Genomic DNA, 26,075 nt, shown 5'->3' with positions numbered 1-26,075 from the left:
GAACGCTCCGTGACGAGAACCCCGTGACGAGAGCTGAGGAGACACCGGTGAAGGTCGGCTGCATCGGACTCGGCGACATCGCCCGGAAGGCGTACCTGCCGGTGCTCACCGCACTGCCGGACGTCGAGCTCCACCTGCACACCCGCACGCCCGCGACACTGGCCCGGGTGGCCGCCGCCCACCACATCCCGGTCGAGCGCTGCCACGAGGACCTTGACGCGCTGCTCGCCCAGGGCCTCGACGCGGCGTTCGTGCACGCCCCCACCGCGGTGCACCCGGAGATCACCGCCCGGCTGCTGGAGGCGGGCGTGCCCACCTGCGTCGACAAGCCGCTCGCCTACGAGCTGGCCGACTCCGAGCGGCTGGTGCGCCTCGCGGAGCGGCGCCGTGTCAGCCTCATGGTGGCCTTCAACCGGCGGTACGCACCCGGCTATGCGCAGTGCGCAGAGCACCCGCGGGAGCTGATCCTCCTGCAGAAGAACCGGGTCGGCCTGCCCGAGGAGCCCCGCACCTTCATCCTGGACGACTTCATCCATGTCGTCGACACCCTGCGCTTCCTGGCCCCGGGCGCGATCGACCACGTGAGCGTGCGGGCCCGCACGGTGGGTGGGCTGCTGGACCACGTCGTGCTCCAGCTCGGCGGTGCCGGCTTCACCGCGCTCGGGGTGATGAACCACCGCAACGGCTCCGCCGAGGAGATCCTGGAAGTCTCGGGACAGGACAGCAAGCGGCAGGTGGTCAACCTGGCCGACGTCGTCGACCACAAGGGCCAGCCGAGCGTGCGACGGCGCGGCGACTGGGTCCCGGTGGCACGCCAGCGCGGCCTCGAACAGGTCGTCCTCGCGTTCCTGGACGCGGTGCGCACGGGCACTGTGCTCAGCGCGCAGGACGCCCTGGCGACCCATGAGCTGTGCGAGCGGGTGGTGACGGCCGTACGGGAACAGAGCGCCTGAGCACGCGGGCGCTCTCCACCCCGCCGAGCAGGGCCAGCACCAGCAGCGCGCCGTACACGGGCCAGTCCCCGAAGCGCACGTACGGGGTGGTGCCGGTGGCCACCGGCACCTCGTAGACCGCGGTGCCCGCGGTGTCGGTGCCGAGCGGTGCGCCGATGCGCCTGCCGTCCGGCCCGTACCCCGCGGTCGTCCCCGTCAGCGTCGCGTGTACCACCGAACGCCCGGTCTCCGCGGCCCGCAGCGCCGCGAGCGCCGCGTGCTGTGCGGGGGCCCAACTGTGCTGGAACGACGACGTGGACGACTGCACCACCAGCACGTCGGCGCCGTCGGCCGCGAGATGGCGGCTCATGTCGGGGAAGGCGGACTCGAAGCATATGAGGGGCCCGACCCGCAGGTCCCGACCGCCGCCGACGCCGCGCGGCACGTCCATGAGGACCTGCTGCCGCCCGCGGATCCGGTCCTCACCGGCCGCCTTCCCGACGGACGTGGCCCAGCCGAGGACGGCCCGCGCGGGAACGTACTCGCCGAACGGCACCAGGCGCATCTTGTCGTACCGGTCACCGGTGGGGCCGCCCGGGCCGATCAGGACCGAGCTCTTGAAGATGCCGGGGCCGCCCGGGGCATGCGCGGGGGCCGCACGGCGTGCGTCCACGTTCACCAGGACGTCCGCGCCGACCTCCCGGGAGAGACCGGCGATACGGGCGGCGATGCCGGGGTGGGCCCCGAGGTCGACGCCCACACTGCTCTCGCCCCAGACCACCAGGTCGGGGTCCCGGCCGGCCAGTTCCCGGGTCAGCCGCTCCTCGCGCGCCCGCCGCCGCTCGCCGCTGCCCGCACCGGCGACGACACCGGGCTGGACGACGGCGACCCGGACCCCGCCCGCGGGCTCGGGCCGCGGGGCCTCGGCCCACGCGGTGCCGGTGAGCACCGCCATCACGAGCAGGCCGCCCACGGCGGGCGCCCGTGCCGGCGGCGCCGACAGCAGCAGCACCACACCGGTGTTGACGGCCACCACCAGCAGGCTCACCAGCCACACCCCGCCCAGCGAGGCGAGCCGCAGCGCCGGCGCGACCTGCCACTGGCTGGAGCCCAGCAGCCCCCACGGCCCCCCGAGGCCCTGCCACGACCTGACCAACTCGATCACCAGCCAGCCGGACGGCACCACCACCAGCGCCCCGAGTGCCCGGCCAGGCAAGGGGGTTCCGCCCAGCACCCGGCGGACCAGCGCACCCCAGGGCGCCCACAGCGCACCGAGCAGGGCGGCTATCAGCACCGTGAACACATGCAGGCTCGGCAGCAGCCAGTGGTGCACCGCCACCATGAAGCCCGTCCCGCCCAGCCACCCGTCGTACGCGGCCCGGCGGGGGGTGTCCGCGGAGCGCACCAGCAGCAGCCACGGCACCAGGGCCACGTAGGCGAACCACCACCACGCCGGTGCGGGGAAGGCCAGCGCGGGCAGCGCCCCGGCTCCGGCCGCCGCCGCGCCACGCCACCGGGGCGACGTGAGCCACCGGGCGTCCCTCAGCACATCCATCCCGCCCCTCCCGCTCCGGACGCCCCGTTCCCGGCCACCCAGTGTGCGGTCTCGCCGCGATCACCGACAGAGGGCCTCCCCGGGTCCGCGCCGGACCGCCCGGCGGGCGGCGCGGGGCCGTACGCTGTCGACGATGCAGACCTTCGTGTTCGACGTGGGGGAGACCCTCATCAAGGACGACCGCTACTGGGCGGGCTGGGCCGACTGGCTGGGCGTTCCGCGGCACACCGTCTCGGCGCTGGTGGGTGTGGTCGTCTCACAGGGCCGCGACAACACCGACGCGCTCCGGCTGCTCAGCCCCGACATCGACGTGGACTCCGCCTACCACGCCCGGGAGACCGCCGGCCGCGGAGAGTACCTCGACGAGAGTGACCTCTACCCCGATGTGCGGCCCGCCCTCGGGCGGCTGCGCGCGCTCGGCAAGCGGGTGATCGTGGCCGGCAACCAGACGGCGCGCGCCGGTGAGCTGCTGCGCGACCTGGACCTGCCCGCCGACGCCGTCGTCACCTCGGGGGACTGGGGTGTGGCCAAGCCGGACCCGGCGTTCTTCGAGCGGGTCCTCGAACTCGCCAAGGCACCCCCGGAGCGGACCGTGTACGTCGGTGACCACCCCGCCAACGACGTCTTTCCGGCGAAGGCCGCCGGCATGCGCGTCGCCCACATCCGGCGCGGCCCGTGGGGGCACCTGTGGGCGGACGAGCCGGATGTGGCGGCCGCCGCGGACTGGCGCGTCAAGTCCCTTACGGAACTGGTCGGCGCCGCCGGCGGATGAGCCCCTTCGCCCGGGTGCCGCTCACCGCCGTCCGCCTCCGCGCGCGCGTCCGGCGCCCCGCACCGACGCCGGCGCACCCCCCACTGCCGTCGCCACCGTCCGCGCGGAGCGGCGGGCACGCACTGTCCGGGAGCGGAACGCTCGCTCCGGCGGGAAGGAACGCGCTGTACGGAGAGGCCGGAACCGCCGTTGTGCGGACCTGCCGGCGTTATGCCTCCGGCATACGGGGGACCCCGGTATCGAATACGCGGCGCAGCCGTCCCGGCGGGGCGCCGGGGACGTATCCGTGCCGAGGGAGACCGTCATGCCATCGATCCTCATGGTGCTGACCGGGGCGACCCGGTGGAGCCTGAACGACGGAACACAGCACCCGACCGGCTTCTGGGCCGAGGAGTTCGTGGAGCCGCACCGCATCCTCAGCGACGCCGGGGTGGGCATCACGCTGGCCACGCCGGGTGGCCGGCGGCCCGTACCGGACGCGGTCAGCCTGAAGCCGGAGATGAACGGCGGCGACCCGCCGAGGGCGGACGAGATGCGCTCCTACCTGGCGGAGGCGGGCGATGCCCTCGACGCGCCGGGACGCCTGGAGGACGCGCTCCCCGCCGCGTACGACGGAATCGTCGTCCCCGGCGGCCACGGCCCGATGCAGGATCTGGCCGTGAACGAGGAGATCGGCGGGCTGCTCGCGGCCCTGCTGCCCGATTCCTCGAAGGTGGTGGGCTCGCTCTGCCACGGGCCTGCCTCCTTCCTGCCGGCGGGCGACGAGGAGAACTGGCTGTTCAAGGGGCGGACGATGACGTCGTTCACGGATGAGGAGGAACGCCAGGTGGGGCTGGCCGGCAAGGCGCCCTGGCTGCTGGAGTCGCGGCTGCGGTCCGCCGGAGCGCGCTTCGTGGCCGGCCCCGCCTGGTCCTCGCACGTCGTCGTGGACGGCAATCTGGTCACCGGCCAGAACCCCGGTTCCGCCAGGGAGGCCGCGCAGGCCATCGTGAAGGAGCTCGGAGCCCGCACCTGAGCTGCCGTCAGGCAGCCGTCCGGACAGGGGGGCGTCGGCGGATGGGGTGTCGGCACCGGACGCCCGGCCTCTCGGGCGGTCAGCCGCAGATGTGCCGGCCCTGGCCGTTCGTCTGACGGCCGGGGCCTTCCGGTGTGTATGAGGGCGGTCGGGGGCGGATGAGGCAGGTGGTCCGTGCGGCGCTGGGGGCCTCATCTGCGGGGGGTCGTACGGTGGGCCGGGCGCCAGGGGTGCGCACGGCCCCATGCCGAGGGGTCAGGCCGCTTCGATGATCTCCCGTCGCATCGCCTCGGCCCACTCGGTCACCAGTGCCTCGTACTCCCGTCGCTGGTCCGTCGAGAGCGTGCCTCCGGCACGCAGCCACAGCGCACGGATCTGCTCGTTGACCTCGGCAGAAGATCGCACGGGACGACGTGTCTCACGGATAGGGGACATGTTTCAAGCTTAGGGGGTGAATATGACTCCCCGCTCCGCTCTGTCAGTAATCCATTGCCACGTGTAGTTGCCAAAGCGGCTCTGACCAGGCCAATTGCGTGTGAAAGAACCTTGCGTATATCTGATGTGATGTTGGCCGCATCGAGGTTTGGCGCTGGAGGGGCCTGGAGAAGGCAGCCTTCCTGCGTGGGCTCTGTCTGACAGGAAGGCTTCCCGCATGCGTCGCCCTTCCTCTGGATTCTTTCGTATGTCTGTCGGGGGTGGGCAGAAGCCGCTATGGGACGGCTGGTGCGGGCCGCGCGGCATGGGGTTCCCGGGACGGGTGGGTGGTGTGCGCGGGCGTCGGCGGGCCGTGTGTGCGAGCGGGAACCTGACGATGCCCGGGCGGCTGCCCTGCCCTGCCCTGCCCTGCCCTGCCCTGCCCTGGCCTGCCCTGCCCGGCCGGGCACGGGCGCCTCCCATGCCCGCCAGGGCAGGGCTGGGGCGGTCCCAGCCCTGCCCTGGCCCCATGGAAGGTCTCACCGGCGGGTGGGTGTGCGGGGCTTCCGGGATTCCCGCGCACGGTTGTTGACCCTGTCGCTCCCCGGCCCCTAAGTTGCCGCGCAAGGGGGCGAAAGCGCTTGCTATGAAACGATTCACAATCGCCTGAAGGCATCAAGGAGGCCGTATGAACGGTGAGGCCACCCGGACGGCCGGAGACGGCCTCCACGCGACAGCCGCCCCCGCGGCGGGCACGGCGGACCCGGCTGGCCGGACCGGGCCGCGCATCGTGCACACGCACGGCGAGAGCGTCACCGTCACCGAACCGCGTACCGGTGTCGAGCTGTTCCGCTACGTCTACCGGCCGGAAGCGGCGTTCGAGGCGCCGAAGCCCTACCTGCACCCCATCAGGACGCTGACGGGCGACGTGGTCACCGACTACCGGCCCAACGACCACCGCTGGCACAAGGGCCTCCAGATGACGGCCTCGCACCTGTCGGGACAGAACCTGTGGGGCGGCAACACCTATGTGCACGGCGAGGGATACCTCCCGCTGCCGGAGCGGGTGGGCTCCATGGCCCATGTGGCCTTCGACGAACTCGCCGCGCACGGCGGCGGCCTCGTCCTCGCCGAGCGGCTGACCTGGCACCCCTACGGCGGCGAGCTGTGGGCCGAGGAGACCCGGCGGATCGAGGTGCGCGACGTGGACCCGGCCGCCGGGACCTGGGCGATGGTCTGGAGCACCGAGGTGACCAACCGCAGGAAGGAGCCGCTGCGGTTCGGCAGCCCCACGACACACGGTCGTGAGATGGCGGGCTACACGGGACTGTTCTGGCGGGGGCCGCGCGGCTTCCGCGGCGGCCGGATCCTCGCCCCAGACGCCGAGGGCCCCGGCCTGATGGGCCGGCAGGCACCCTGGCTCGCCTACGGTGCCGAGCACGACGGCACCGACGGCCACGCCACCCTGATCTTCGAGCACGCGCCCGAGAACGGCCACGCCGGTGACGGAGGCAACCACCCCGCTCACTGGTTCGTGCGCAACGAGCCCTTCGCCGCTGTCGCACCGTCCCTGGCCTTCTTCGACGAGCTCCGGCTCGCCCCCGGCGACACCCTGCGCCGCCGCTACCGGATCGTCGTGGCCGCCGCGGCCTGGGAGCGGGACGACATCGCCGGCTACCTCCGGGAGCACCCGTGGTGACCCGCGGGCCGGCCCCCGCCAGGACGCCGCGCCGCGGCCGGGCCGCCACCCTGCTCGCCGCCGCCGGCACCGCCTGCGCCCTGCTGCTGTCCGGCTGCTCCGGCAGCGGGGCGGGCAGCGCCGGCGGCGGGCGGATCACCCTCACGTTCACCTGGTGGGGCAACGACGACCGCGCCAAGCGCACGAACGAGGTGGTCGACCTCTTCGAGAAACGGCATCCCGGAATCACCGTGCGCACCACGTTCGCCAGTTACGACACCTATGTGCCGAAGCTCGCCACCCAGGCCGCCGGCGGCGACCTGCCGGACGTGGCGCAGCTCGACTACCGGCAGATCTCGCAGTACGCCGGCAGCGGCACCCTCCTCGACCTCGGCCCGTACCTCAAGAACGGCACCATCCGCACCGCCGACTTCGACAGGAACCTGACCCGCACCGGTGTCTACGACGGCACCCAGGTCGCCATCCCGATGAGCGTGGGCACCACCGGATTCGCCTATGACTCCGTGGTCTTCCACAAGGCCGGGGTGCCCGCCCCCAAGCCCGGCTGGACCTGGGACGACTGGGTCGAGGCGGGCCGGAGGATCAGCGCTCTCGGCCTCAAGGGCCCAGACGGGCGCCCCTACACGGGTCTCGGGGACATCGGCGGCACCGAGGACGCGTTCGAGGAGTGGCTGCGCGGTCAGGGCAAACAGCTCTACGCCTCCGAGCACAGGATCGGCTTCACAGTCCGCGACCTGACCCGGTTCTGGACCTGGACGGACCGGCTGCGCCGCGAGGGCGTGGTGTCGCAGGCCAAGGACACCGCACAGATCGGCAGCGTCGCCGAGGACAGCCCCCTCGCCCGGGGCCTGGCCGCCACCGACTTCAACTGGGACGCGCCCTTCCTGGCCTACCCCCCGATGCTCGGCCCCGGCATCCACTTCGCGCCGGTGCCCTCCACCAGGGGACGGCTCGGCCAGTACTTCAAGCCGAGCATGCTCATCGGGATCGGCGCGGACAGCGCCCACCCCAAGGAGGCCGCCGAGCTGATCGACTTCATCCTCAACGAACCGGACGCCGGCCGGATCCTCGGCGTCAGCCGTTCCACCCCCGCCAACCGGAGGATCGCGGAGTCGGTGGGCAGGACCCTCAAGGGCCCGGAGAAGGAGGTCTACGACTACGGCAGGAAGATAGCCGCCTACGGCACCGACCCACCGCCCGCCGCGCCCCCGCGCGGTGACGTGGTCCTCCAGGTGTCCTTCGGCCGCACCTACCAGCAGGTGATCTTCGAACGGCAGAGCCCGGCCGAGGCCGCGGCGGAGTTCGTGGCGGAAGCAGGGAGGGAACTGCGATGACATCCGCGACCCGCACCGCCGTACCGCGCACAGCCGGCCCACCCAGGGCCGGCACAGCCGGGCGCCGCCCGCCGCGCCGGGAGAGGCAGGGCCCCGCCTATGTGTTCCTGACCCCGTGGATGCTGGGCGTCGGCCTGCTGACGCTGGTGCCGATGGCCGCCTCCCTCTACCTGTCCTTCACCGACTACAACCTCTTCGACCCGCCGAAGTGGGTGGGGCTGCGCAACTACACCGAGATGTTCACCGAGGATCCGCGCTACTGGCGGTCGGTCGGCACCACCCTGCTGTTCGTCGTGGTCGCCGTGCCGCTGAAGCTGGCGCTGGCACTCGGCATCGCCCTGCTGCTGAAGGGCATGCGGCGCGCCAAGGGCTTCTACCGGTCGGCCTTCTACGCCCCGTCGCTGCTCGGCGCCAGCATGTCCATCGCCCTGGTGTGGCGGGCGCTCTACAACGACGGCGGCACCGTCGACAGCGTTCTGTCGTCGGTCGGCATCCACATCGGCGGCTGGGTCAACGATCCCGGTCTGGCCGTGTTCGTGGTGGCCCTGCTCACCGTCTGGCAGTTCGGCGCCCCGATGGTGATCTTCCTGGCCGGTCTCCAGCAGATACCCGTCGACCTGTACGAGGCCGCCGCGCTGGACGGGGCGGGGCGGTGGCGGCAGTTCTTCTCGGTGACCGTGCCGATGCTGTCCCCGGTGCTCTTCTTCAACCTGGTCCTGGAGACCATCCAGTCCTTCCAGGTGTTCACCCCCGCCTTCGCCGTCAGCCGGGGCAAGGGCGGACCCGCCGACGCCACCAACTTCTACACGCTCTACCTGTATGAACGAGGGTTCACCGACTCCCACATGGGCTACGCGTCCGCCATGGCGTGGGTGCTGCTGCTGGCCGTCGGCGCGGTGACCGTCGTGCTCTTCCGCTCCTCCCGTTCCTGGGTCTTCTACGCCGACGAGGGGGCATGATGACGTCCGCCCTGCTGACCGCGGCCCGCCGCCCGCGCGGTGCCCGCCGGATCCTGCTGCACGCGACGGCACTGGTGGTCCTGCTGGTGCTGCTCTACCCGCTGGCGTGGCTCCTCGCCACCTCGCTGAAACCGGCCGACGAGGTCCTCACCAGCCTGAAGCTGCTGCCGAGCCACCTGGAGTGGTCGAACTACACCACCGCACTCGAGGGCGTCAGCGGAGTCACCGTGACCCGGTTGCTCGGCAATTCCCTGCTGATCTCCCTGGGCTGCGTGCTCGGCAACGTCCTCTCGTGCTCGCTGGCCGCCTATGCGTTCGCGCGGCTGCGGTTCCGGATGCGGGGACCGATGTTCGCCTTCATGGTGGCGACGATGATGCTGCCGCAGCACGCCGTGCTGATCCCGCAGTACATCATCTTCAACAAGCTCGGCATGGTGGACACCTACTGGCCGCTGATCCTGCCGAAGTTCCTCGCCACGGACGCGTTCTTCGTCTTCCTCATCGTCCAGTTCATGCGCGGCTTGCCGCGCGAGATGGAGGAGTCGGCGCGCATCGACGGGTGCGGGCCCTTCAGGACCTTCTGGTCGGTGGTGCTGCCGCTGACCAGGCCCGCCGTGATCACCACCGCCATCTTCAGCTTCATCTGGTCCTGGAACGACTTCTTCACCCAGCTCATCTACCTCTTCGACCCGGAGAAGTTCACCATCACGCTGGCTCTGCGGAACTTCGTCGACGAGTCGAGCACCTCCGCGTACGGGCCGATGTTCGCGATGTCGGTGATCTCGGTGCTGCCCATCGTGCTGTTCTTCTTCGCGTTCCAGCGCTATCTCGTGCAGGGCGTGGCGACATCCGGGCTCAAGGGCTGAGCCGGGCACCCGAGTCAGACGGGAGTGATCATGCAGTCCTCCGCAGTGTCCCCGGCGTCAGCGGCGTCCCCAGTGTCCCAAGCGCCCCCGGTGTCCGTTCCGTCCGCGGGGTCCGCGGGATCCGCGGGGTCTCCGGCGTCCGCGGCGTCTCCGGCGTCCGCCGTGTTCGCGCCGGAGCGCCATGAGCCCGGTGAGCCGTTCGGGAGCCGCTTCGTGCTCTTCGCCGACATGCTGGCCATCGGCCTGGCCACGGCCGTCGCCTGCCTGCCGGTGGTCACCGCCCCGGTCGCGTTCGCGGCGGCATGCGCCGTGCTGCGCGGTGCGATCCACGAGGACCGGCCCGCCGGCCTCGGCCGGTACGTGGCGGAACTACGCTCCCACGGCCCGCGCAGGACGCTGGTGGTGGGCGCCGTGACGCTGGCCGGGTGTGCGCTGCTCACGCTCGACCTGCTGCTGGCGCGGGCCGGCCTGCCCGGGGCGGGCGGGGTGTCCGTGGTGGTGGCGGTGGTCGCGGCGGGCGCGCTGGTGGTGGGGCTGCGCGGCGCGGCCGAGCCACGGGTCGCGCAGAGCTGGCGGGCGGCGGTGCGCGCCGCCGCGGCCCGCTCGGCGGCCGATCTGTCCGGTTCCGCGCTGGTGCTGGCGGCGGTGCTGCTCTGCGCCACGCTGGTCTGGATGCTGCCGCTGCTGGCGCCGCTCACCCCGGGCGCCCTCGCCTTCGCCGTGACCGTGGTCTCGCTGCGTACGCCGGCGGGCGCCGCGGCACCGCCCGCCGGGGCCACGACCGCCGAGCCGGCGCGGGAGCCGTAGTCGGCGGAACAGCCGTGAAGCGGTCATACCCACCGCTCGTGCCCAGCCGTGAAGGTCCGCCACCCGGCCTGTGCCGGTAACCTCCACACATCGAACACACTCTGCCCGCAACAACCCTGCGGATGGCCGAAACCACCCGCGTAGACTTCCGCACCGCCAGCCACACCCAACCAGGCTCGGGACAAGGCAGAGGGACTATGAGCAGACACCGCCGACAGCGTGTGATAGGCCGGGCGCGGTCGACCGTCATCAAGACCGCCGCCGCGATGGGCGTGGCCACCGCCATCGCCGCCGGGGCCCACTCCGTCGCGGACAGCCCCGTGCACACCCAGGCGTCCTCCGCACCACGGGACGATGTTCCCGAGACGAGCGAGGACCAACTGGCCACCGCCCAGGACACCGCGGACGCCCGGACACCGGCGGACACCCCGTCGGACCTGGCCACCGACTCCGCGCGTGCGCCGCAGGCGATCCAGCCGGCGTCGCACCACGTCGCGGCGGGCGGCGCGGGCACGGCGCACGCGCAGCAGCACGCCGCCGGCGCGGTGGCCCACTCGCCCTCCGCCCACTCCTCCGCACCCTCGACCGCGGCCACCGCGGCCACCGCGGCCACGCCCGGGACCCCTGCCCCGAGCCAGTCCTCGTCCGCGCAGCCGCCGGCCGGCCAGTCGCCGTCGTCGCCCTCCGACCCGTCGGGCGGCGGCCAGTCCGGCCAGGACGGGCAGGGCCAGGGAGGGCTCCTGACCGGCGTCGTGCACGGTGTCGGCGGCGTCCTCGGCGGACTCCTCGGCTGACGCCCGCGCAGCCCGTTCCGCCCCGCCCGGGCGCGCTGCCGCGCCCCCGGGCGGGGCGTCCGTCGTGGACGACCGGGATCACGCGACGCCGGCGGACGAAGGCTCTGCCGACGCCGCGCCAAGCTGTGTGACCCTGGCCTATTCCGTTTACGAAGGATGCGTGAGTGTGGCAGTGGAGAAGTTTTCATCAGACTGACTTTACGGTTGGCCGGGATCGACAATCCTCTCGTCAACGTTTCGGCGCGGCTCTTCTCGCCGAGCTTCAGGGCGTTCTGGCGGTTCCGCCTGGGCGATTACTTCACCCGGCGCGCAGGTCTCCAGCCTTGCTCTTTCGTGAGGGTCCGTCGATGGTGTCGGCGGACCCTCTCGCGTTTCGGGGTGGGTGACGGGCAGGACCGTGGCCCGATTATCCGTCGGGTGGGCGCCGGGTTGCAGTGCCCGGGGTTGTGTGCGAATGGGGAAGACGTCTGCCCTGCCGGTCGGCCTGGGGTGGTCAGGAGCGCGAGTCGCCCGAGGCGCCTGTGATCTCGCCGATCCAAAGCCAGCGGTCTGGACGATCTCCAACCAGACCTTGCTCTGCGTGGCGTTGCGAGGGGGCAGGTTGGGCAGGCCGTGGACTGGGCGGCCCGGATCCGGTCCTCCGCCCGTTATGGAAGTCCGCGTCTCCAAGCGGAACCCTCTACCGGTCGGCCGCCGGTGCGTCGCACCGGCCAGGGTGTGTCAGGTGCGTGGGAAACCAAGGTCGACACCCCGGGTGGGCAGGTTCTGCCATCGGGAGGTGATCACCTTCTGCTGCGTGAAGAACCGAAAGCCCTCGGCACCGTACGCCTTGATGTCTCCGAACAGGGAGTCTTTCCAGCCACCGAAGGGGAACGAGGCCACGGGCACGGGGATGGGCACGTTGATGCCGACCATGCCCACGCTGACCTGCCTCCGGAAGCGGCGGGCCACACCGCCGTCGTTGGTGAAAACTGCGGACCCGTTTCCGAAAGCGCCCGAGTTGATCAGGCTGATGCCGTGCTCGTAGGTGGGCACCCGCACGACAGACAGCACCGGACCGAAGATCTCCTCCCGGTAGGCTCTGTTGTTGACGGGCACCCGGTCGAGGAGTGTCGGCCCGAGCCAGAACCCCTCGGGGTCGCCCTCGGCCGCGGTCGTGCGGCCATCGACGACGACATCGGCGCCGTCCTGCCGTGCGATGTCGATGTAAGACGCGACCTTGTCTCGGTGCTGCCGAGTCACCAAGGGGCCCATGTCGCAGCCGCGGCGTCCGTCACCGACCCTGAGCTTCGCCATGCGCTCGGTGATTCCCCTGATCATGTCGTCCGCGACCGGCTCGACCGCGACGACGACGGAGACGGCCATGCACCGTTCGCCGGCCGAGCCAAACCCTGCGCTGACGGCCGCGTCGGCCACGAGGTCGAGATCGGCACCCGGCAGGACCAGCATATGGTTCTTCGCACCGCCGAGCGCCTGCACCCGTTTCCCGTGGGCAGTCGCCGTCTCGTGGACGTACCGGGCGGTGGGTGTCGAACCGAGTCTTCGGCTGGGGCACCGGGATGCGCATGATGTCGAGGTGCGGCGAGGTGCCGCGGAGGACCGCGGCCTTCATGGTGCGCGGTGGTGAATGGGGAAGGCACCAGTTACTCCTTTGTCTACCGGGAGCGCCGTGCCCCGGGAGTAGCGGGATGAGTAGCGCCGGCCGTAACGCTCGCCAGCGGATGGACGGTGAGTCGCCGTCCATCCGCCGACCACACGGGAAGGGACAGCCGTCCGGCAGGGTCGGGACACTTGACGGTCGTCCGGGGCACGAGAGACGGGACGGCGGCCCACCGCCGCTCTCCCCGCCCGTGCGGAGTGGTCAATCACACCGCGCATCGTGTGGAACGGCTGCCGGCACCGCGCAGTGGGTGGGATGGCGCGAAGAGAGCGACGGCCCCGGTAACCGCCCTGATCCGCCCGGTCGTCCACCGGGCTTCGATGCGTGCAACGCTCGCTGCTCGGCCTCACCAGCCGAGGAACTCGTTGACCTCCCGCGCGAACTCGTCGGCGTACTGGAAGAGGAAGCCATGGCCCGCGTCGGGGTAGATGGAGAGCTTGGCGTTCGGGAGGTGCTTCGCGAGCAGGTAGCTGTTCTCGGTAGGCACCATGATGTCGTTCGACCCGTTGGCCACCAGCGTCGGCTGGACGATGGCGGACAGACGGCTCAGCCGGGTCTCGTCCGGTATGCCCCAGTCGTATATGGCGGTGAGCTGGCGGTCGCGCGTCACGAGGTCGCTCGGCACGTCACGGTCCTTCTCACGCGCGGTGAAGATCCGCTCGGTGGCCTCCTTCCCTTTCGCCTGGCTGGTCGACGTGGGCTCGTAGAAGAGGAAGTGGAAACCTTCGGGAACGGGCACCTCGCCCGTCGCCACCTCGCGCACCCGGTCGGTCCAGCCGTGCATGTTCCGGCCGCCGCGGGGCCCGGTGCCGGCCAGGACGATCCGGCGCACCCAGTGGCGCCTCAGCAGCGCCACCTCCTGGGCGACGAACCCGCCGAGCGAGAAGCCGAAGAGGTCGTACTGGCGCAACCCGAGCGCGTCGAGAAAGTCGATCGCACCATGAGCCATCCCCTCGACCGTGGTCGGCACCTGGCCCGTCGTGCTCGCCACTCCGACGTTATTCACGAGTATGACTTCGCGGCATGCGGCGATGAGGTCTATGAGGTGGTGATCCCAGTTGTCGAGGTTGCCGCGGAAGTGCTGCAAGAAGACGAGCGGAACGGCAGACGTTTCGGCATTGCCGAACCGGCGATAGGTGTACACAACCCCGTTTGCCGCTTCGATGGTCAAGTTCGGTGCATGCAGTTGGCCGATGATCTCAGGCACGGTCTGTTGCCTTTCGTGAGCCGGGCATGGAAGTTCTCGCGAGAAACAAGGGGCTAACTAGTCGGCTACACCGCGGGAGCGGCACATCGGCAGCGGAAGTCGCCAGCAAAAAGGGAAAAACAAACCCGTTTGGGCGCGCGAAGTTCCAGCCCTCCACCGAATGAGTCACGGATCTCGCCGAGCAGGCCAGCTCAACGCTTCTGCTCTTAGGAACCGCACGGTACACCGATCTGTTTCCTCTGGGCAAGACGGGTCTTCCAGAAGGCCAACTACCCGGCGCCGCCGAAGGGAGGCCCGAAGGCGACTATCAGTCAGTAGACGTTCGAGCCGCGAAGCCCATGGGCAAGCTGCAACAGTGACGGGATCGGTTCGCGCAGGAAACGAGCACCCGGCGCAGCGGTACGGATCAACCGCTAACCCGACTCAGTCGGGGGATCTTGGGGGTCCCCGGCGGGGCAACCTGATCAACGGGCATGCTCGGCTCTGTTCAAGAATCGATGCTGGCCGACTCCGCGAGCGTCTCACCGAGGGCGGCCGAGCCGACCGTCTCCTCGACCTCGCGCTCGCGCGCCTGAAGGAGGCCGGTCTCGTCCGCGAGCGCACCACCCAGCGCACAGCATGCTGGTACTGACTCGCGCCGGTCCCTTTGGGATGAGACAGACGGAGGCGTCATCCTGCCCCAGTCGTCACCCCATCCGACCATCAACACCCAACTGCACGCCCAGCCCCACCGACACCGCAGATCCACACCAGGAAAACCAGAGAATAGCGGCACATCACGGGTGAAAACGACCTCTTTAGTGTCCGCGCAGCCGGTGGCGGGCGCGCCACGCGACCGCGGCTCCGGCCGCACCGGTCACCACGATGAACCCCATCGCGATCAGGAAGACCGGTGACAGCGGCGCAGCGGCCCGGGCGCCCGCGACGACGTACGCCGCCGTGTTCGGCACCGAGCCCAGACAGGTCGCCAGCACAAAGGCCGGCCAGCGCATCCGGGAGACCGCCGCGCAGTAGTTCGCCGCCCAGAACGGCACGCCGGGAAAGAGCCGTATCGCCATCATCGAGCGGAAGCCATGCCTGCTGAGCTGGCCGTCGGCGGCCTTCAGCAGCCGGGCCCTCAGCAGCGGCCGCAGCGCGTCCTGCCCGAGCATCCGGCCGAGACCGAACGCGATCCCCGCCCCGGCGACCGTGCCGGCGAGCGCCGCAGCCAGACCGAGCTGCGAGCCGAACAACGCGCCTGCCGCGAGATTCAGCAGCGGCCGCGGCACGAACGCCACCGTGCACACGCCGTAGGCCGCCGCGAATACCACCGCGGCCGCGGCACCGCCGAGCCGGGGCGGCCAGCCGTCGGCCAGCAACCGCTGCGGCTCGAACAACAGCACACACGCACCGCCGGCCGCCAGCAGCACCACCAGCATCGACAGCCGCGACCACGGGGACAGCAGGGCTCGCAGACAGCGCCCCGCCACGCCCGGCGGCACCGCCGGCGCGGGGTCAGCTGCGGGTGGAGCGGCCGAGTTGAGCACTCCGGGAGACTAACCGAAGCACCCACCTGATCGCCGCATCCGGTCCCCCGGCAGCTCCGGCCACCCCGGCGGACCGCGAGACGCGCGGTCCGCCACCGGCGCGGAGGGGCGGTTTCTGTCGGTTTCCGGCCGTCGGCCGGTGGGTGGTTGCTCGCGTAGTTCCCCCGCGCGCCGTTCGGGGGCGGCCGGCCACCGGCGCCAAAGGGGCGCGGGCAACGGCGCCCGGCCCCCGCGAGACCCGCGGTTCCCACTCGGCCCACGGGGCAGTCCCTGTCGTGTTCCGGCCGCCGGAACCGGGGCGGGGAACCCCGGGGCGTGCCCCGAGGACATCCGTCCTGGCCACGGAGCCGAAAACCATTCGACGGGCGCCCGGCGACCGGTGATGATCGGTGACATGTTCCGGCACGCCTTCCTCCTCGCCGCATCCGCAGCCGCGGATGCGCTGGGTGCTGCCGGCGCACTGGTTCTGACGGCCGCAGCCGACGGCGCACGAAGCTGACCCTTCCCGGATCGTCCGGCGGACCCCGCAGGGGGAGGGTCGGCCGGGCCGACGGGGTCCCCGCTCCCGCCTCGCGGGTAGCTCTCACTTCTCCTCACCGAGGACAGCCATGCCCAAGACGGCATACGTGCGCACCAAACCGCATCTGAACATCGGCACCATGGGCCACGTCGACCACGGCAAGACCACCCTGACCGCCGCCATCACCAAGGTCCTGGCCAAGCGCGGCGCCGGCACCCGCTACGTGTCCTTCGACCGCATCGACCGTGCCCCCGAGGAGGCCGCCCGCGGCATCACCATCAACATCGCGCACGTCGAGTACGAGACCGACACCCGCCACTACGCGCACGTCGACATGCCGGGCCACGCCGACTACGTCAAGAACATGATCACCGGAGCGGCGCAGCTGGACGGCGCGATCCTGGTGGTCTCCGCCGTCGACGGCATCATGCCGCAGACGTCCGAGCACGTGCTGCTGGCCCGCCAGGTGGGCGTGGACCACATCGTCGTCGCGCTCAACAAGGCCGACGCGGGCGACGAGGAGCTCACCGACCTGGTCGAGCTGGAGGTGCGCGAGTTGCTGACCGCCCACGGCTACGCAGGCGACGCCGTGCCCGTGGTCCGGGTCTCCGGGCTCGGGGCGCTGGCCGGCGAGCCCCGCTGGACGGCCTCGGTCGAGGCGCTGCTCGACGCGGTGGACACCTACGTCCCGATGCCCGAACGGTATATCGACGCGCCGTTCCTGCTGCCCGTGGAGAACGTCCTGATCATCACGGGCCGCGGCACCGTCGTCACCGGCGCCGTGGAACGCGGCACCGTGCGCGTCGGCGACCGCGTCCAGGTGCTGGGCGCGGACACCACCACGGTGGTCACCGGCCTGGAGACCTTCGGCAAGCCCATGGCCGAGGCACAGGCCGGGGACAATGTGGCGCTGCTGCTGCGCGGCGTGCCGCGCGACGCGGTGCGCCGCGGCCATGTCGTCGCGGCGCCCGGCAGCGTCACACCCAGCCGGCGGTTCACCGCGCGGGTGTACCTGCTGCCGGCCGCCGAGGGCGGCCGCAGGACCCCGATCGCCAGCGGCTACCGCCCGCAGTTCTACATCAGGACGGCGGACGTGGTCGGCGACGTCGACCTGGCCGAGCAGGGCGTCGCGAGGCCCGGTGACACGGTCGCGATGACCGTCGTGCTCGGCCGTGACGTGCCCCTGGAGGCCGGCCTCGGCTTCGCCGTGCGCGAGGGCGGGCGCACGGTCGGCGCGGGCACGGTGACCGAGGTCGGCTGACGCGCCGGCGCCCGGTGGTGGGCGGCGGCGTGCGCCTGACGAGCCGAGTGGGCGCGTCGGGCGTACGCCGCCGGGCGGCGCCGGGCGGGTGCCGCGGCGAGCAGTGCGCCGCCCGGGGCCCAGCCGGGTGCCGCACAGCACGCACCGACGGCGGGGAGGAGGGGAAGCCCGTGGGTGCGGGCTTGCCGTGCGCCGCCGTTCCCGCACCGTGCACCCCGGGCGCCCGCCGCACGCCCCCGCCCCCTGCAGTCGGCCGGCGGGCGGGCGGCACAATGGCCTGGTGGACGAGTCGATTCCGGTGACCAGGGCCGTGGACCACGGCACCGCCAGGCTGCTGCCGGACGTCGACCGCCCGCACGCCTGGCTGCTCACGGTCGACGGCGCCCCGCAGTCGTACGTCGACCTGGACGACCCCACCCACCTGGAATTCGAGTACGCCCGGCGGGTGGGGCACGTCGTGGACACCATGGCGCCGCGTGGCCGGCCGCTCGACGTCGTCCACCTCGGCGGCGGTGCGCTGACGCTGCCGCGCTACGCGGCCGCCACCCGCCCCGGCTCACGCCAGGACGTGGTGGAGGCCGACCGGGGCCTGCTGCGGCTGGTCACGGAGCGGCTGCCACTGCCTCCGGACGCGGGCATCCGCCTGCACACCGCGGACGCCAGGGCCTGGCTGGAGGCGGCGGAGCCGGCCGCCGCCGACCTGGTCATCGGGGACGTCTTCGGCGGCTCCCGGGTCCCGGCCCACCTCACCTCGCTGGCCTACGCCCGCACGGTGGAGCGGGTACTGCGGCCCGGCGGCGTCTACGTGGCCAACCTCGCCGACGGCGCGCCGTTCACCTTCCTGCGCTCGCAACTGGCCACGCTGGCCGCGGTCTTCGAGGAACTGGCCCTGGTCGCGGAGCCGGCCGTGCTGCGCGGGCGCCGGTTCGGTAACACCCTGGTGATCGCCTCCCACCGGGAGACCGACCTCGCCGCCCTGGCCCGGCGCACCGCCGCCGACGCCTTCCCGGCGCGCGTGCAGCACGGGACGGTGCTACGGCGCCTGATGGGCGACGCGTCACCAGTGCACGACGAGGACGCCACCGCTTCGCCGCCCCCGCCGGACGGCACGTTCAGCGTGGGCTGACGGCCCTGCGACGGCACCGGAGGCAACGCCTCCGTACTGCTCGCGGCCCCGGTGACGGCCACGGACCTCCCGGAACCGGCGGTCGGCACGGCTCCCGGTGCCCGTACCTCCTCCCTGGTGTGCACGGCGTCGGCGGGCTGCACCGTGCGGGTGACCTCCACGGTCCCCGCGGACGTCGTCGCGCCCGCGGTGCGGCGGGTGAGCCGGCGTACGTCAGGCACGAGGAGAACGGCGGCCGTCACCAGCACCACCAGCGCGGAGCACCCCCACAGCGCGGCGCCGCGGCCGACCGCGTGCTCGGCGGGACCCGCGAGCGCGGTGGCCACCGGCACCATGCCGATCGAGTCGAGCCAGTCGTAGGCGGAGACCCGGGAGAACTTCTCCTCCGGAATCTCCTGGTGCATCGTGGTGATCCAGGAGACGCCGAAGACCTCGATGGTGGCGCCGCTCACCAGCATCACCGCACACAGCACACCCACCGGCACCGGCACCGCGAGCGCGGCCGAGGGCAGTGCCAGCGGGAGGACACACAGCGTGCCCGCGAGCAGCGGGCGCCGCGGCCTGAAGCGCACCATGAGCAGCGCCCCGCAGACCGTCCCCGCGCCGAAGGCGCCCAGTGCGAGTCCCCAGGGCCCCGCCCCGCCCAGCCGGTCCCGGGCGACCAGCGGACCGTAGACCGACTCGGCGGCACCGACCACCGCGACCACCACCGAGAACTGCGCCACGATGGACCACAGCCAGGGCCGGCCGACGAACTCCCGCCAGCCGTCCCGCAAGTCCGCGAGCATGCCGCCGCCCGGTTCCCGCGGCGCCATGTGGCCGAGGTCCAGCAGTGAGCGCAGGCCGCCCGCGACCGCGAAGCAGCCGGCGTCCACCACCAGCACCCAGCCGGGACCGAGCGCGGCCACCAGGGCGCCGCCGAGCGCGGCGCCACCGATGCCGGCGCCGTTCATCGCCATGCGGTAGACGGCGAACGCCCGCCCGGCCTGCTCCCCGGACACCGACGCCATCAGCATGCCCTCGGAGGCCGGGCCGAAGAACGCCTGGCCGGTGCCGCCCAGCGAGGTGAGCAGCATCATCTGCCACAGCCGTGGCTCGCCGGCCAGCACGAGGACGCCGAAGGCGGCTTGCGAGAGGCAGTTGAGGGCGTTGGCGGCGACCATCACCCGGTGCCGCGGCAGCCGGTCCGCGACGGCCCCGCCGACCAGCAGGAAGACCACCAGGGGCAGGGTCCTGGCCGCCGCCACCAGACCCACCTCGGAGCTGTCGCCGCCCGTGCCGAGGACCGCGAAGGCCGCCGCGATCAGCGCGCCCTGGCTGCCCAGGTTGGTCACCACCGTGGCGGCGGTCAGCAGGCTGTAGTTCCGGCCCGGCCACCCGGAACGGTGCGTGGCGGGCGCGGCTCGTAGCGGATCAGCATGGCCAGGGCGACGGCGGCCAGCGCCGCGAGGCCGGGCACGTCGTCGGGAGGGGGCACCCCGGGACTGTCGCCGGTGCGCGGGCTGGTCGCAAACGATTTGCCCGGGCCGTGCGTCCGGGCGGGTGCTCTGCGGCGGGCCGTCCGGGCGGTGTCGATGGCCGGCGGCCGGCGAAGGGGGCGCGGTGGGCGGCGACCGCCGGCCGCGCGGTGGGCGACGGGACGAGGCCGTCCCCGGCTGCGTGGCGCCGACCCGGGCCGAGGCCGCCCGGACGGGGCCGCCGTGGGCGCGCCGGCCGGCGCCTTCGCGGTCGCGGAGGCCGTGCGCTCAAGCCGGCCGGCCTCACCGCTTCAGGACCCGGTCGCCTCGGGCCGGGTCCGTCCGGGCCCGCTCGTCACTCGCCGGTGGGCGGGTCCTGGGTGAGGCGCACCGTGCTGAGGATCTTCTGGATGGTCTTCTCGGAGAGCTCGTCCTTGACCCCCTTCACGCCGTAGAGGTCCCAGCTCACGATGTCGCCCGCGCCGTTCTTGAAGGCGAAGGTGATGGCCTTGCCGTCCGTGGCGCACTTTCCGCGCTGGGGGGTGTTCGTGGAGTGCGCCGTGGTGACGCTCCCCTTGAGCCCGGACGCGGTCGTGTAGGGCTTCGCCTTGGTGTACGAGATGCTCTTCTTGTCGGGGTGTGTGTAACCGCCGTAGATCCACCACGGCACCCGGGACTCGGCCGCTTCGTCGGTGTTCTTCGCGCCGTTCTCGCCGCGCGCTCCGGCGGTGGCCAGGGCCGTGTCCTCCGGCGTGCCGTCCTTGTCCGAGTCGTCGGTGCACCACTTGGCCTTGAGGTCCGCGGGCGCCGTGACCGTCGTGCGGTCCGTCTTCCCGCCCTTCTCGTCCCACTCGAAGCCGACGCTCAGGGTCGGTGCCTCGACCTCCCAGTCCGGCGGCACGTCGAAGACCGTGCCGAACCGTGGATTGATCACCGTCTTCCAGCCCGGGATGGTCGGCTTCTCCTTGCCCTCGGTGCCGCGCGGGTTGTCGTCGCTCCCGGCGCTGTCGTCCGGGGCAGGCTGGGCCGGGGTGGAGGCGGCGGGCGAGGACTCGGCGGGGGCGGGGCCGGCCTTGTCGTCCTTCTTGCCGCCCAGGACCAGGAAGCCGGTCACACCGGCCGCGACCACCACGGCGCCCGCGGCCACCAGCGCCGTGATCATCGTCTTCCTGCGGTCGTCGCGCGGCGGCTGGGGCGTGCCTCCCGGCACCGTCGGGGCGGACCACTGCGGCTGTCCGGGCTGCTGTGCCGGCTGCTGGGCGTACGGGTTCGGCTGCTGATAGCCCGGCTGCTGGTAAGGATTCGGCTGCTGGTACCCCGGTTGCTGGTAAGGGTTCTGACTCTGGTTCTGCGGGTTCTGCTCGCCCCCGGGCGGCTGCTCTCCTGGCCACATGGGCAGCACCTTAGTGGCGCCACGGACACGTTTCGGTCACCGGGCCTCGTCAGGTCCGTACCGGAACAGCGGCGCCCGGAAAGGCCGTTCGCGGACGGTTCGCGGCACGGTCGCACCACGTCCGGGACCGCACGCCGGGGCTGCATGAGGACTGGCCAGCATTACTACCCGTCGGTAACATCCCGCTCATGACAGTTGAAAGCGCCTCGGCGGGTGACATGCTGGCCGCCGCCGTCCCGATGGTACGTACCCTGAACGTGGAGTTCGTCGAGGTCACCGCGGAGCGTGCCGTGCTCCGGCTTCCGGACCAGCCGGAGTACCACAACCACCTCGGCGGCCCCCACGCGGGCGCCATGTTCACCTTGGCCGAGTCCGCCAGCGGTGCCATCGTCCTCACGGCCTTCGGCGATCAGCTCTCCCGTGCGGTGCCGCTCGCGGTGCGGGCTGAGATCGACTACCAGAAGCTGGCCATGGGATCCGTGACGGCAACGGCGACTCTGGGCCGCCCGGCCTCCGAGGTCGTTGCGGAACTCGACGACGGCAGGCGGCCGGAGTTCCCCGTCGGTATCGCACTACGGCGCGAGGACGGGGCTGTCACAGGGGAGATGACGGTCGTGTGGACCCTGCGCCCGAAGGGCTGAGAGGCGAGGCCCCCTCCGACGCGTAAGGCCGTTCCGGCGGACCTCGCCGTGTGGCTCCCCGCACGGTCGTACCGGCACGGCTGCACGGGGCCCGCCGCCACGGTGACGCGTTGGCGAGGGCGATGAGCAGGCTTATCGTCAACGCGTGTCGATCATTGTGCGCACGTCGCGACCGGAAGACCACCCTGCGATCCTGGACCTGATGGACAGGGCCCGCGGGGAAGGGCTCGGTGATGAGGAGCGCGCCCGGCGAGGGTTCGTCCAGGGCGTCATGGACGAGGCGGTACTCCGCCGATTCCAGCACGGTACGGGCGTTTTCATCGCCGAGGAGGACGGAGAACTCGCGGGATTCGCGATGACGAGCGAGCCGGGCGGAATACCTGAAGGACACCCGGCCGCAATCGCCGTCGAGACCGTTCTGAGGACGTTTCCCGAGCAGGACGGTGAGAAGGTGTTCCTCTACGGGCCCGTTGCGGTCGACGACCGCTACCAGGGGCGTGGTGTGCTGACGAAACTGCTCGTTGCGCTCAGTGGTGACCTGAAGAAGAGCTTCGACCTGGGTGTGGCCTTCGTGGAGCTCTTGAACGAGCGCTCCCTCGCCGTACACCGGCACTACGGCATGAACGAGGTCGCACATTTCGAGACCGACGGACGCTCCTACGCCGCCTTCACCTTCGACCCCGAGGCCCTGGCGCGGCGGGGGAGCTGAGCGGCACCCCCTGTCCCCTCGCGGACCCAGCGACCGGCGGTAGCCGATGTCCCGGCTCGGCGCCACGGGCCGCGGAGCTCGGCGGCCGCGTCAGCGTCGGCGGCCAGGTGCCGGGGCGGTCCGGGCGAGCCACCACGTCGAGCACGGCCTCGGCCGCGCCGTCCCCCCCCGGCCGCGCCGTTCCCCCGGCCGCGCCGTTCCCCCGGCCGCCGTACGGAAGGGCCCCCTCATGGCCGAACAGTCCTCATGGCCGGGGTGGCCCTCACGGCCGACACACCGGTCCCACCGGCCGCAGGGACACGGCGCGCCGGCGGGGCGAACCGGTAGGCTTCGGCGCAGGCGTGCGGGGGGCGCGCGGACAGTGCACGGGGGAGCCTGCGGACCTGGTCCGCGGGCGAGGCGGGGAAGCGGGAGGACCGGCGTTGAACGTCCACGAGTGGCTGACGCACGTACCGGCGGTCAGCGTCTATGCGCTGGTCGCCCTGGTGATCGGCATGGAGAGTCTGGGCATTCCGCTGCCCGGCGAGATCGTGCTGGTGGCCGCCGCGCTGCTCTCCTCCCAGCAGGGACACATCGATCCGGTGGTCCTGGGTGCCTGCGCCAGCGCGGGCGCCGTCATCGGTGACTCCACCGGCTATGCCATCGGGCGCAAGGGCGGCCGCCCGTTGATCGCCTGGCTCGGCCGGAAGTTTCCCAAACACTTCGGTCCCGGCCATGTGGCGACCGCCGAGCGATCCTTCGAGAAGTGGGGGATGTGGGCGGTGTTCTTCGGCCGCTTCATCGCCCTGCTGCGGATCTTCGCAGGGCCGCTGGCCGGTGTGCTCCACATGCCGTACTGGAAGTTCCTCATCGCCAACCTGCTGGGCGGTGTGGTCTGGGCAGGCGGCACCACGGCCGTCATCTACTACCTCGGCGTGGTCGCCGAGTCGTGGCTCAAGCGGTTCTCCTGGCTGGGTCTGCTGCTTGCGGTGCTGATCGGGCTGGCCTCCATGCTGGTCATCCGGCGTCGGGCGAAGAAGGCTGAGCATGCGGGGGCGGCGGGGGTTGAGCGGGAGCCTGAGCGGGCGGGGGCAGAGGCGGAGTAGGCCTCCGCCGACCCGCCCCCCCCCCCGTGCCCCGGCTTTCCTGGTTCGGCTTTCGTGGTTCCTGCTCTGCGGCCGGCCCCCGCGGGTTTCGGGCCCCGGTTTCTGTCCGCTTCGGCTCCGCCGGGCTCGCCGCGCGGCGGTCGTCCCGGCTGGGCCTCGGTGGCCGGGCGGGGGCTGTGTGGGGGGCTTGGCGCGGTGGCCCGGTGCGGGTGCGTCGCGGTTTGTCGCGCAGTTCCCCGCGCCCCTGTTCCGGCCGGTGTCCGCGCACCCTTTTTCCGAATGGCGCTTGGTGGTCCGCTGCGGGGTGCGTCGTGGGTTCCCGCGCAGTTCCCGCGCCCGCCCGTCGGGGTGGGGCTTGGTGGTTTGCCGCGGGTGTCGCGCGGTCGGGGAGCGAGGTGGGGAGTGAGGTGGGGCTACTCCTGGTGGGGGGTGTCGGTGGAGCCCTTGTCCGTGGTGTCGGGCTCATCCGGGAGGCGGAATTCGTGGGCGCCGTGGAGTTTCCTGCCGATGTGGCCCTCCGCGTGGGCGGTGGCGTGCGCCTTGGCCAGTTCGATGTAGACGGTGGCGTTGAGGGTGATGCCCTCGCGCTCCTCGTCCGTGAGCGGGCGGCGCACCTTGGCCGGCACGCCCGCGACCAGCGAACCCGGCGGCACCTGCATGCCCTGCGGCACCAGCGCCTGTGCGGCCACCAGGGAACCCGTACCGATCACCGCGCCGTTCAGCACGGTCGCCCCCATGCCGATCAGGCAGTCGTCCTCGATCATGCAGCCGTGCACCACCGCATTGTGGCCGACGGAGACCCGCTCGCCGATCGACACCGGGAAGCCGGGGTCGGAGTGCACGGTGGAGTTGTCCTGGATGTTGCTGCCCGCACCGAGCTCGATCGGGCTGTAGTCGGCACGCAGCACCGACCCGTACCAGACACTCGCGCCGGCCCGAACGGTCACCTCACCGATCACGACCGACGCCGGGGCGACGAAGGCGCCCTCCTCGATCACCGGCTCCTTGCCGCCCACCGCGCTGATCAGTGCTCGGTCGGTCATCGGCATCTCCTCGCTGCGTTGCGGGCCGTCTGCCCGGTACGGCTGCCGCGCCGGGTCACACTCGTACGGTACGAGACCGGCCTGGCGCGACCGCAGGGTAAGGGACGCGCCCGCACCCCGCACAGCCGGGGTGGGGCGAAGATCACAGCAGGTGCCCCTGCTGGCCCCGAGCCGGCGCTGAGTACGGTGGGTGAGTGCCCAAGAACAAGAACGTGTTCTCGTCCCCGGCGGACTGGGGGCGCCGTCTTGCGCAGTCCCTGGTCCACAGCTGCTGGGCGTGGGCCCAGCGTGCTGGAGCGGTGACCGCGCGGCATCCGGGCCGGCTGCGGTTCGGGGCGATCGGGACCGGCACCCGCCTCGCCTTCCCGCAGGGCACCGTCTTCGGTGAGCCGTGGATCCACCTCGGTGCGCACTGCATCATCGCGGAGCAGGTCACGCTCACAGCCGGTCTGGTGCCGGGCGTCGACCTCGGACCCGAGCCTGTGCTGCGGCTCGGTGACGGTGTCGTCATCGGCCGCGGCAGCCATGTCATCGCGGACACCAAGGTCACCATCGGCGACGACTGCTACTTCGGCCCCTACGTGTACATCACGTCCACCAATCACTCGTACGACGACCCGCACCGCCCCATCGGCAAGCAGTGGCCGCGCATGGAACCCGTGGAGATCGGGCCGGGGTGCTGGATCGGCACCGGCGCGGTGATCCTGCCCGGCGCCGTCGTGGGACGGAACGTCGTGGTCGCGGCCGGGGCCGTGGTGCGTGGCCCGGTGCCGGACCACAGCGTCGTCGCGGGGGCCCCTGCCCGGGTGGTGCGGCGCTGGTGCCCCGACTCGGGCTGGCAGCCGCCCCTGCGCACCCCCGCACCGGTGGCCATCCCGGAGGGCATCACCCCCGAGCAACTGCTCGCGCTCGCCGCCTTCGAGGAGGCCGAGGCGGGGAGGACAGGGGAGGCGGCGAGGACCGCCGAGCCGGGGAGTGCTGCTGAAGCGGGAAGGGCGGAGACAGCGGGGACGGCGGGGACGGCGGAGACCGGGGGCTCCGCGGACGCCGTGTCCGCGGAGGCCACGGTGGACACCGGCCGGTCCTGATCACCGACAGCCGATCCCGACCACCGACAGCCGGTCCTGATCACCACCGACAACCGATCCCGACCACCGACAGTTGATCCCGATCCTCCGAGCCGACGCGCCCCGCTCCCGGAGGCTGGGGCGACCACAGCCGCAGGCCGCCGGGCGCAGCGCCCGGCACTCACCACCAGCCCCCCGGTACCAGTCCCGCCAGCCTCGGGTACCAGCCCCGC

At 72.2% G+C, this 26,075-nt stretch carries 22 protein-coding genes and 2 pseudogenes; 15 read left to right on the top strand and 9 right to left on the bottom strand.

Going from position 1 to position 26,075, the window contains the following annotated elements; translation table 11 throughout:
- Positions 1 to 47: 47 nt before the first annotated feature.
- Positions 48 to 953, top strand: a complete 906-nt coding sequence (locus tag ACSMXW_RS02270; RefSeq protein WP_485808568.1) for a Gfo/Idh/MocA family protein — start codon at positions 48 to 50, stop codon at positions 951 to 953.
- Here ACSMXW_RS02270 and lnt read toward each other — a convergent pair.
- Entirely contained in the window at positions 877 to 2,487 is a 1,611-nt protein-coding gene (lnt, locus tag ACSMXW_RS02265; protein WP_485803599.1) for an apolipoprotein N-acyltransferase, read from the bottom strand. The genes ACSMXW_RS02270 and lnt overlap by 77 nt on opposite strands.
- A 133-nt stretch (positions 2,488 to 2,620) precedes the next feature.
- Here lnt and ACSMXW_RS02260 point away from each other — a divergent pair, with 133 nt between their 5' ends.
- Both ACSMXW_RS02260 and ACSMXW_RS02255 read left to right on the top strand, forming a co-directional pair.
- Positions 2,621 to 3,259, top strand: coding sequence for an HAD family hydrolase (locus ACSMXW_RS02260; RefSeq protein ID WP_485803597.1), 639 nt, complete (start codon positions 2,621 to 2,623; stop codon positions 3,257 to 3,259).
- 304 nt (positions 3,260 to 3,563) lie between these two features.
- On the top strand, positions 3,564 to 4,274 hold the full coding sequence (locus ACSMXW_RS02255) for a type 1 glutamine amidotransferase domain-containing protein (RefSeq protein WP_485803595.1): 711 nt from the start codon (positions 3,564 to 3,566) through the stop codon (positions 4,272 to 4,274).
- A gap of 255 nt (positions 4,275 to 4,529) precedes the next feature.
- On the opposite strand, the gene ACSMXW_RS02250 is transcribed toward ACSMXW_RS02255, so the two are convergent.
- Positions 4,530 to 4,709, bottom strand: a complete 180-nt coding sequence (locus ACSMXW_RS02250) for a hypothetical protein (RefSeq protein WP_485803594.1) — start codon at positions 4,707 to 4,709, stop codon at positions 4,530 to 4,532.
- Positions 4,710 to 5,376: 667 nt separating this feature from the next.
- Here ACSMXW_RS02250 and ACSMXW_RS02245 point away from each other — a divergent pair.
- The 6 genes from ACSMXW_RS02245 (at position 5,377) to ACSMXW_RS02220 (ending at position 11,147) form a co-directional block, all read left to right on the top strand.
- Positions 5,377 to 6,387: a DUF6807 domain-containing protein gene (locus tag ACSMXW_RS02245; RefSeq protein WP_485803592.1), complete on the top strand. Its 1,011-nt coding sequence runs from the start codon at positions 5,377 to 5,379 to the stop codon at positions 6,385 to 6,387.
- A complete protein-coding gene (locus tag ACSMXW_RS02240; protein ID WP_485803591.1) occupies positions 6,384 to 7,721 on the top strand; it encodes an ABC transporter substrate-binding protein in 1,338 nt (445 codons plus the stop codon). The genes ACSMXW_RS02245 and ACSMXW_RS02240 overlap by 4 nt, the downstream gene beginning before the upstream one ends.
- Complete coding sequence (locus tag ACSMXW_RS02235) at positions 7,718 to 8,680, top strand: carbohydrate ABC transporter permease (RefSeq protein ID WP_485803590.1); 963 nt, start codon at positions 7,718 to 7,720, stop codon at positions 8,678 to 8,680. The genes ACSMXW_RS02240 and ACSMXW_RS02235 overlap by 4 nt, the downstream gene beginning before the upstream one ends.
- Positions 8,680 to 9,546, top strand: a complete 867-nt coding sequence (locus ACSMXW_RS02230) for a carbohydrate ABC transporter permease (protein WP_485808566.1) — start codon at positions 8,680 to 8,682, stop codon at positions 9,544 to 9,546. The genes ACSMXW_RS02235 and ACSMXW_RS02230 overlap by 1 nt, the downstream gene beginning before the upstream one ends.
- A gap of 162 nt (positions 9,547 to 9,708) precedes the next feature.
- Positions 9,709 to 10,353 (top strand): hypothetical protein, encoded by a 645-nt coding sequence (locus ACSMXW_RS02225; RefSeq protein ID WP_485803588.1) that lies wholly within the window; start codon positions 9,709 to 9,711, stop codon positions 10,351 to 10,353.
- A gap of 197 nt (positions 10,354 to 10,550) precedes the next feature.
- On the top strand, positions 10,551 to 11,147 hold the full coding sequence (locus ACSMXW_RS02220; RefSeq protein WP_485803586.1) for a hypothetical protein: 597 nt from the start codon (positions 10,551 to 10,553) through the stop codon (positions 11,145 to 11,147).
- A gap of 720 nt (positions 11,148 to 11,867) precedes the next feature.
- Here ACSMXW_RS02220 and ACSMXW_RS02215 read toward each other — a convergent pair.
- From ACSMXW_RS02215 to ACSMXW_RS02205, 3 genes and pseudogenes are all read right to left on the bottom strand, one after another.
- A pseudogene (locus ACSMXW_RS02215) lies at positions 11,868 to 12,686 on the bottom strand (aldehyde dehydrogenase family protein); the annotation flags it as partial.
- A 467-nt stretch (positions 12,687 to 13,153) separates the two neighbouring features.
- Complete coding sequence (locus ACSMXW_RS02210; protein WP_485803585.1) at positions 13,154 to 14,014, bottom strand: alpha/beta fold hydrolase; 861 nt, start codon at positions 14,012 to 14,014, stop codon at positions 13,154 to 13,156.
- Between the two features lie 797 nt (positions 14,015 to 14,811).
- On the bottom strand, positions 14,812 to 15,540 hold the full coding sequence (locus ACSMXW_RS02205) for a TVP38/TMEM64 family protein (protein ID WP_485803583.1): 729 nt from the start codon (positions 15,538 to 15,540) through the stop codon (positions 14,812 to 14,814).
- A 608-nt stretch (positions 15,541 to 16,148) separates the two neighbouring features.
- On the opposite strand from ACSMXW_RS02205, the gene tuf reads away from it, so the two are divergent.
- Together tuf and ACSMXW_RS02195 are read left to right on the top strand one after the other, a co-directional pair.
- Positions 16,149 to 17,321 carry an elongation factor Tu gene (gene tuf / locus ACSMXW_RS02200; RefSeq protein WP_485803581.1) on the top strand — a complete coding sequence of 391 codons (1,173 nt, stop codon included), beginning with the start codon at positions 16,149 to 16,151 and terminating at the stop codon, positions 17,319 to 17,321.
- Positions 17,322 to 17,601: 280 nt separating this feature from the next.
- On the top strand, positions 17,602 to 18,447 hold the full coding sequence (locus ACSMXW_RS02195) for a spermidine synthase (RefSeq protein WP_485803579.1): 846 nt from the start codon (positions 17,602 to 17,604) through the stop codon (positions 18,445 to 18,447).
- A 47-nt stretch (positions 18,448 to 18,494) separates the two neighbouring features.
- Here ACSMXW_RS02195 and ACSMXW_RS02190 read toward each other — a convergent pair.
- The 3 genes and pseudogenes from ACSMXW_RS02190 to ACSMXW_RS02180 all read right to left on the bottom strand — a co-directional run.
- Positions 18,495 to 19,802 (bottom strand): annotated as a pseudogene (locus ACSMXW_RS02190) (MFS transporter); the annotation flags it as partial.
- The gene (locus ACSMXW_RS02185; RefSeq protein WP_485803577.1) at positions 19,796 to 19,924 is read right to left on the bottom strand and encodes a hypothetical protein; all 129 of its coding nucleotides are present in this window, start codon (positions 19,922 to 19,924) and stop codon (positions 19,796 to 19,798) included. The gene ACSMXW_RS02185 and the pseudogene ACSMXW_RS02190, both read right to left, overlap by 7 nt.
- A gap of 335 nt (positions 19,925 to 20,259) precedes the next feature.
- Positions 20,260 to 21,297, bottom strand: coding sequence for a DUF8017 domain-containing protein (locus tag ACSMXW_RS02180; protein WP_485803576.1), 1,038 nt, complete (start codon positions 21,295 to 21,297; stop codon positions 20,260 to 20,262).
- 188 nt (positions 21,298 to 21,485) lie between these two features.
- Between ACSMXW_RS02180 and ACSMXW_RS02175 the strand changes: the two genes are divergently transcribed.
- The 3 genes from ACSMXW_RS02175 (at position 21,486) to ACSMXW_RS02165 (ending at position 23,732) form a co-directional block, all read left to right on the top strand.
- A complete protein-coding gene (locus ACSMXW_RS02175; protein WP_485803575.1) occupies positions 21,486 to 21,938 on the top strand; it encodes a DUF4442 domain-containing protein in 453 nt (150 codons plus the stop codon).
- A 145-nt stretch (positions 21,939 to 22,083) separates the two neighbouring features.
- Positions 22,084 to 22,647 carry a GNAT family N-acetyltransferase gene (locus ACSMXW_RS02170; RefSeq protein ID WP_485803573.1) on the top strand — a complete coding sequence of 188 codons (564 nt, stop codon included), beginning with the start codon at positions 22,084 to 22,086 and terminating at the stop codon, positions 22,645 to 22,647.
- Positions 22,648 to 23,069: 422 nt separating this feature from the next.
- A complete protein-coding gene (locus ACSMXW_RS02165; RefSeq protein ID WP_485803571.1) occupies positions 23,070 to 23,732 on the top strand; it encodes a DedA family protein in 663 nt (220 codons plus the stop codon).
- Between the two features lie 413 nt (positions 23,733 to 24,145).
- On the opposite strand, the gene ACSMXW_RS02160 is transcribed toward ACSMXW_RS02165, so the two are convergent.
- The gene (locus tag ACSMXW_RS02160; RefSeq protein ID WP_485803569.1) at positions 24,146 to 24,775 is read right to left on the bottom strand and encodes a gamma carbonic anhydrase family protein; all 630 of its coding nucleotides are present in this window, start codon (positions 24,773 to 24,775) and stop codon (positions 24,146 to 24,148) included.
- Positions 24,776 to 24,969: 194 nt separating this feature from the next.
- On the opposite strand from ACSMXW_RS02160, the gene ACSMXW_RS02155 reads away from it, so the two are divergent.
- Entirely contained in the window at positions 24,970 to 25,863 is an 894-nt protein-coding gene (locus ACSMXW_RS02155) for an acyltransferase (RefSeq protein WP_485803567.1), read from the top strand.
- The last annotated feature ends 212 nt before the right edge of the window (positions 25,864 to 26,075 follow it).

The sequence above is a fragment of the Streptomyces sp. DSM 116793 genome (assembly GCF_057320905.1).
This window is presented reverse-complemented; position numbering and strand designations above follow the sequence as displayed.

Excerpts from the sequence above, each read along its gene's own strand:
- lnt (WP_485803599.1), bottom strand. The coding sequence starts at position 2,487 with ATGGATGTGCTGAGGGACGCCCGGTGGCTCACGTCGCCCCGGTGGCGT.
- ACSMXW_RS02260 (WP_485803597.1), top strand. The coding sequence starts at position 2,621 with ATGCAGACCTTCGTGTTCGACGTGGGGGAGACCCTCATCAAGGACGAC.
- ACSMXW_RS02255 (WP_485803595.1), top strand. The coding sequence starts at position 3,564 with ATGCCATCGATCCTCATGGTGCTGACCGGGGCGACCCGGTGGAGCCTG.
- ACSMXW_RS02250 (WP_485803594.1), bottom strand. The coding sequence starts at position 4,709 with ATGTCCCCTATCCGTGAGACACGTCGTCCCGTGCGATCTTCTGCCGAG.
- ACSMXW_RS02245 (WP_485803592.1), top strand. The coding sequence starts at position 5,377 with ATGAACGGTGAGGCCACCCGGACGGCCGGAGACGGCCTCCACGCGACA.
- ACSMXW_RS02235 (WP_485803590.1), top strand. The coding sequence starts at position 7,718 with ATGACATCCGCGACCCGCACCGCCGTACCGCGCACAGCCGGCCCACCC.
- ACSMXW_RS02230 (WP_485808566.1), top strand. The coding sequence starts at position 8,680 with ATGACGTCCGCCCTGCTGACCGCGGCCCGCCGCCCGCGCGGTGCCCGC.
- ACSMXW_RS02220 (WP_485803586.1), top strand. The coding sequence starts at position 10,551 with ATGAGCAGACACCGCCGACAGCGTGTGATAGGCCGGGCGCGGTCGACC.
- tuf (WP_485803581.1), top strand. The coding sequence starts at position 16,149 with ATGCCCAAGACGGCATACGTGCGCACCAAACCGCATCTGAACATCGGC.
- ACSMXW_RS02180 (WP_485803576.1), bottom strand. The coding sequence starts at position 21,297 with ATGTGGCCAGGAGAGCAGCCGCCCGGGGGCGAGCAGAACCCGCAGAAC.
- ACSMXW_RS02175 (WP_485803575.1), top strand. The coding sequence starts at position 21,486 with ATGACAGTTGAAAGCGCCTCGGCGGGTGACATGCTGGCCGCCGCCGTC.
- ACSMXW_RS02160 (WP_485803569.1), bottom strand. The coding sequence starts at position 24,775 with ATGACCGACCGAGCACTGATCAGCGCGGTGGGCGGCAAGGAGCCGGTG.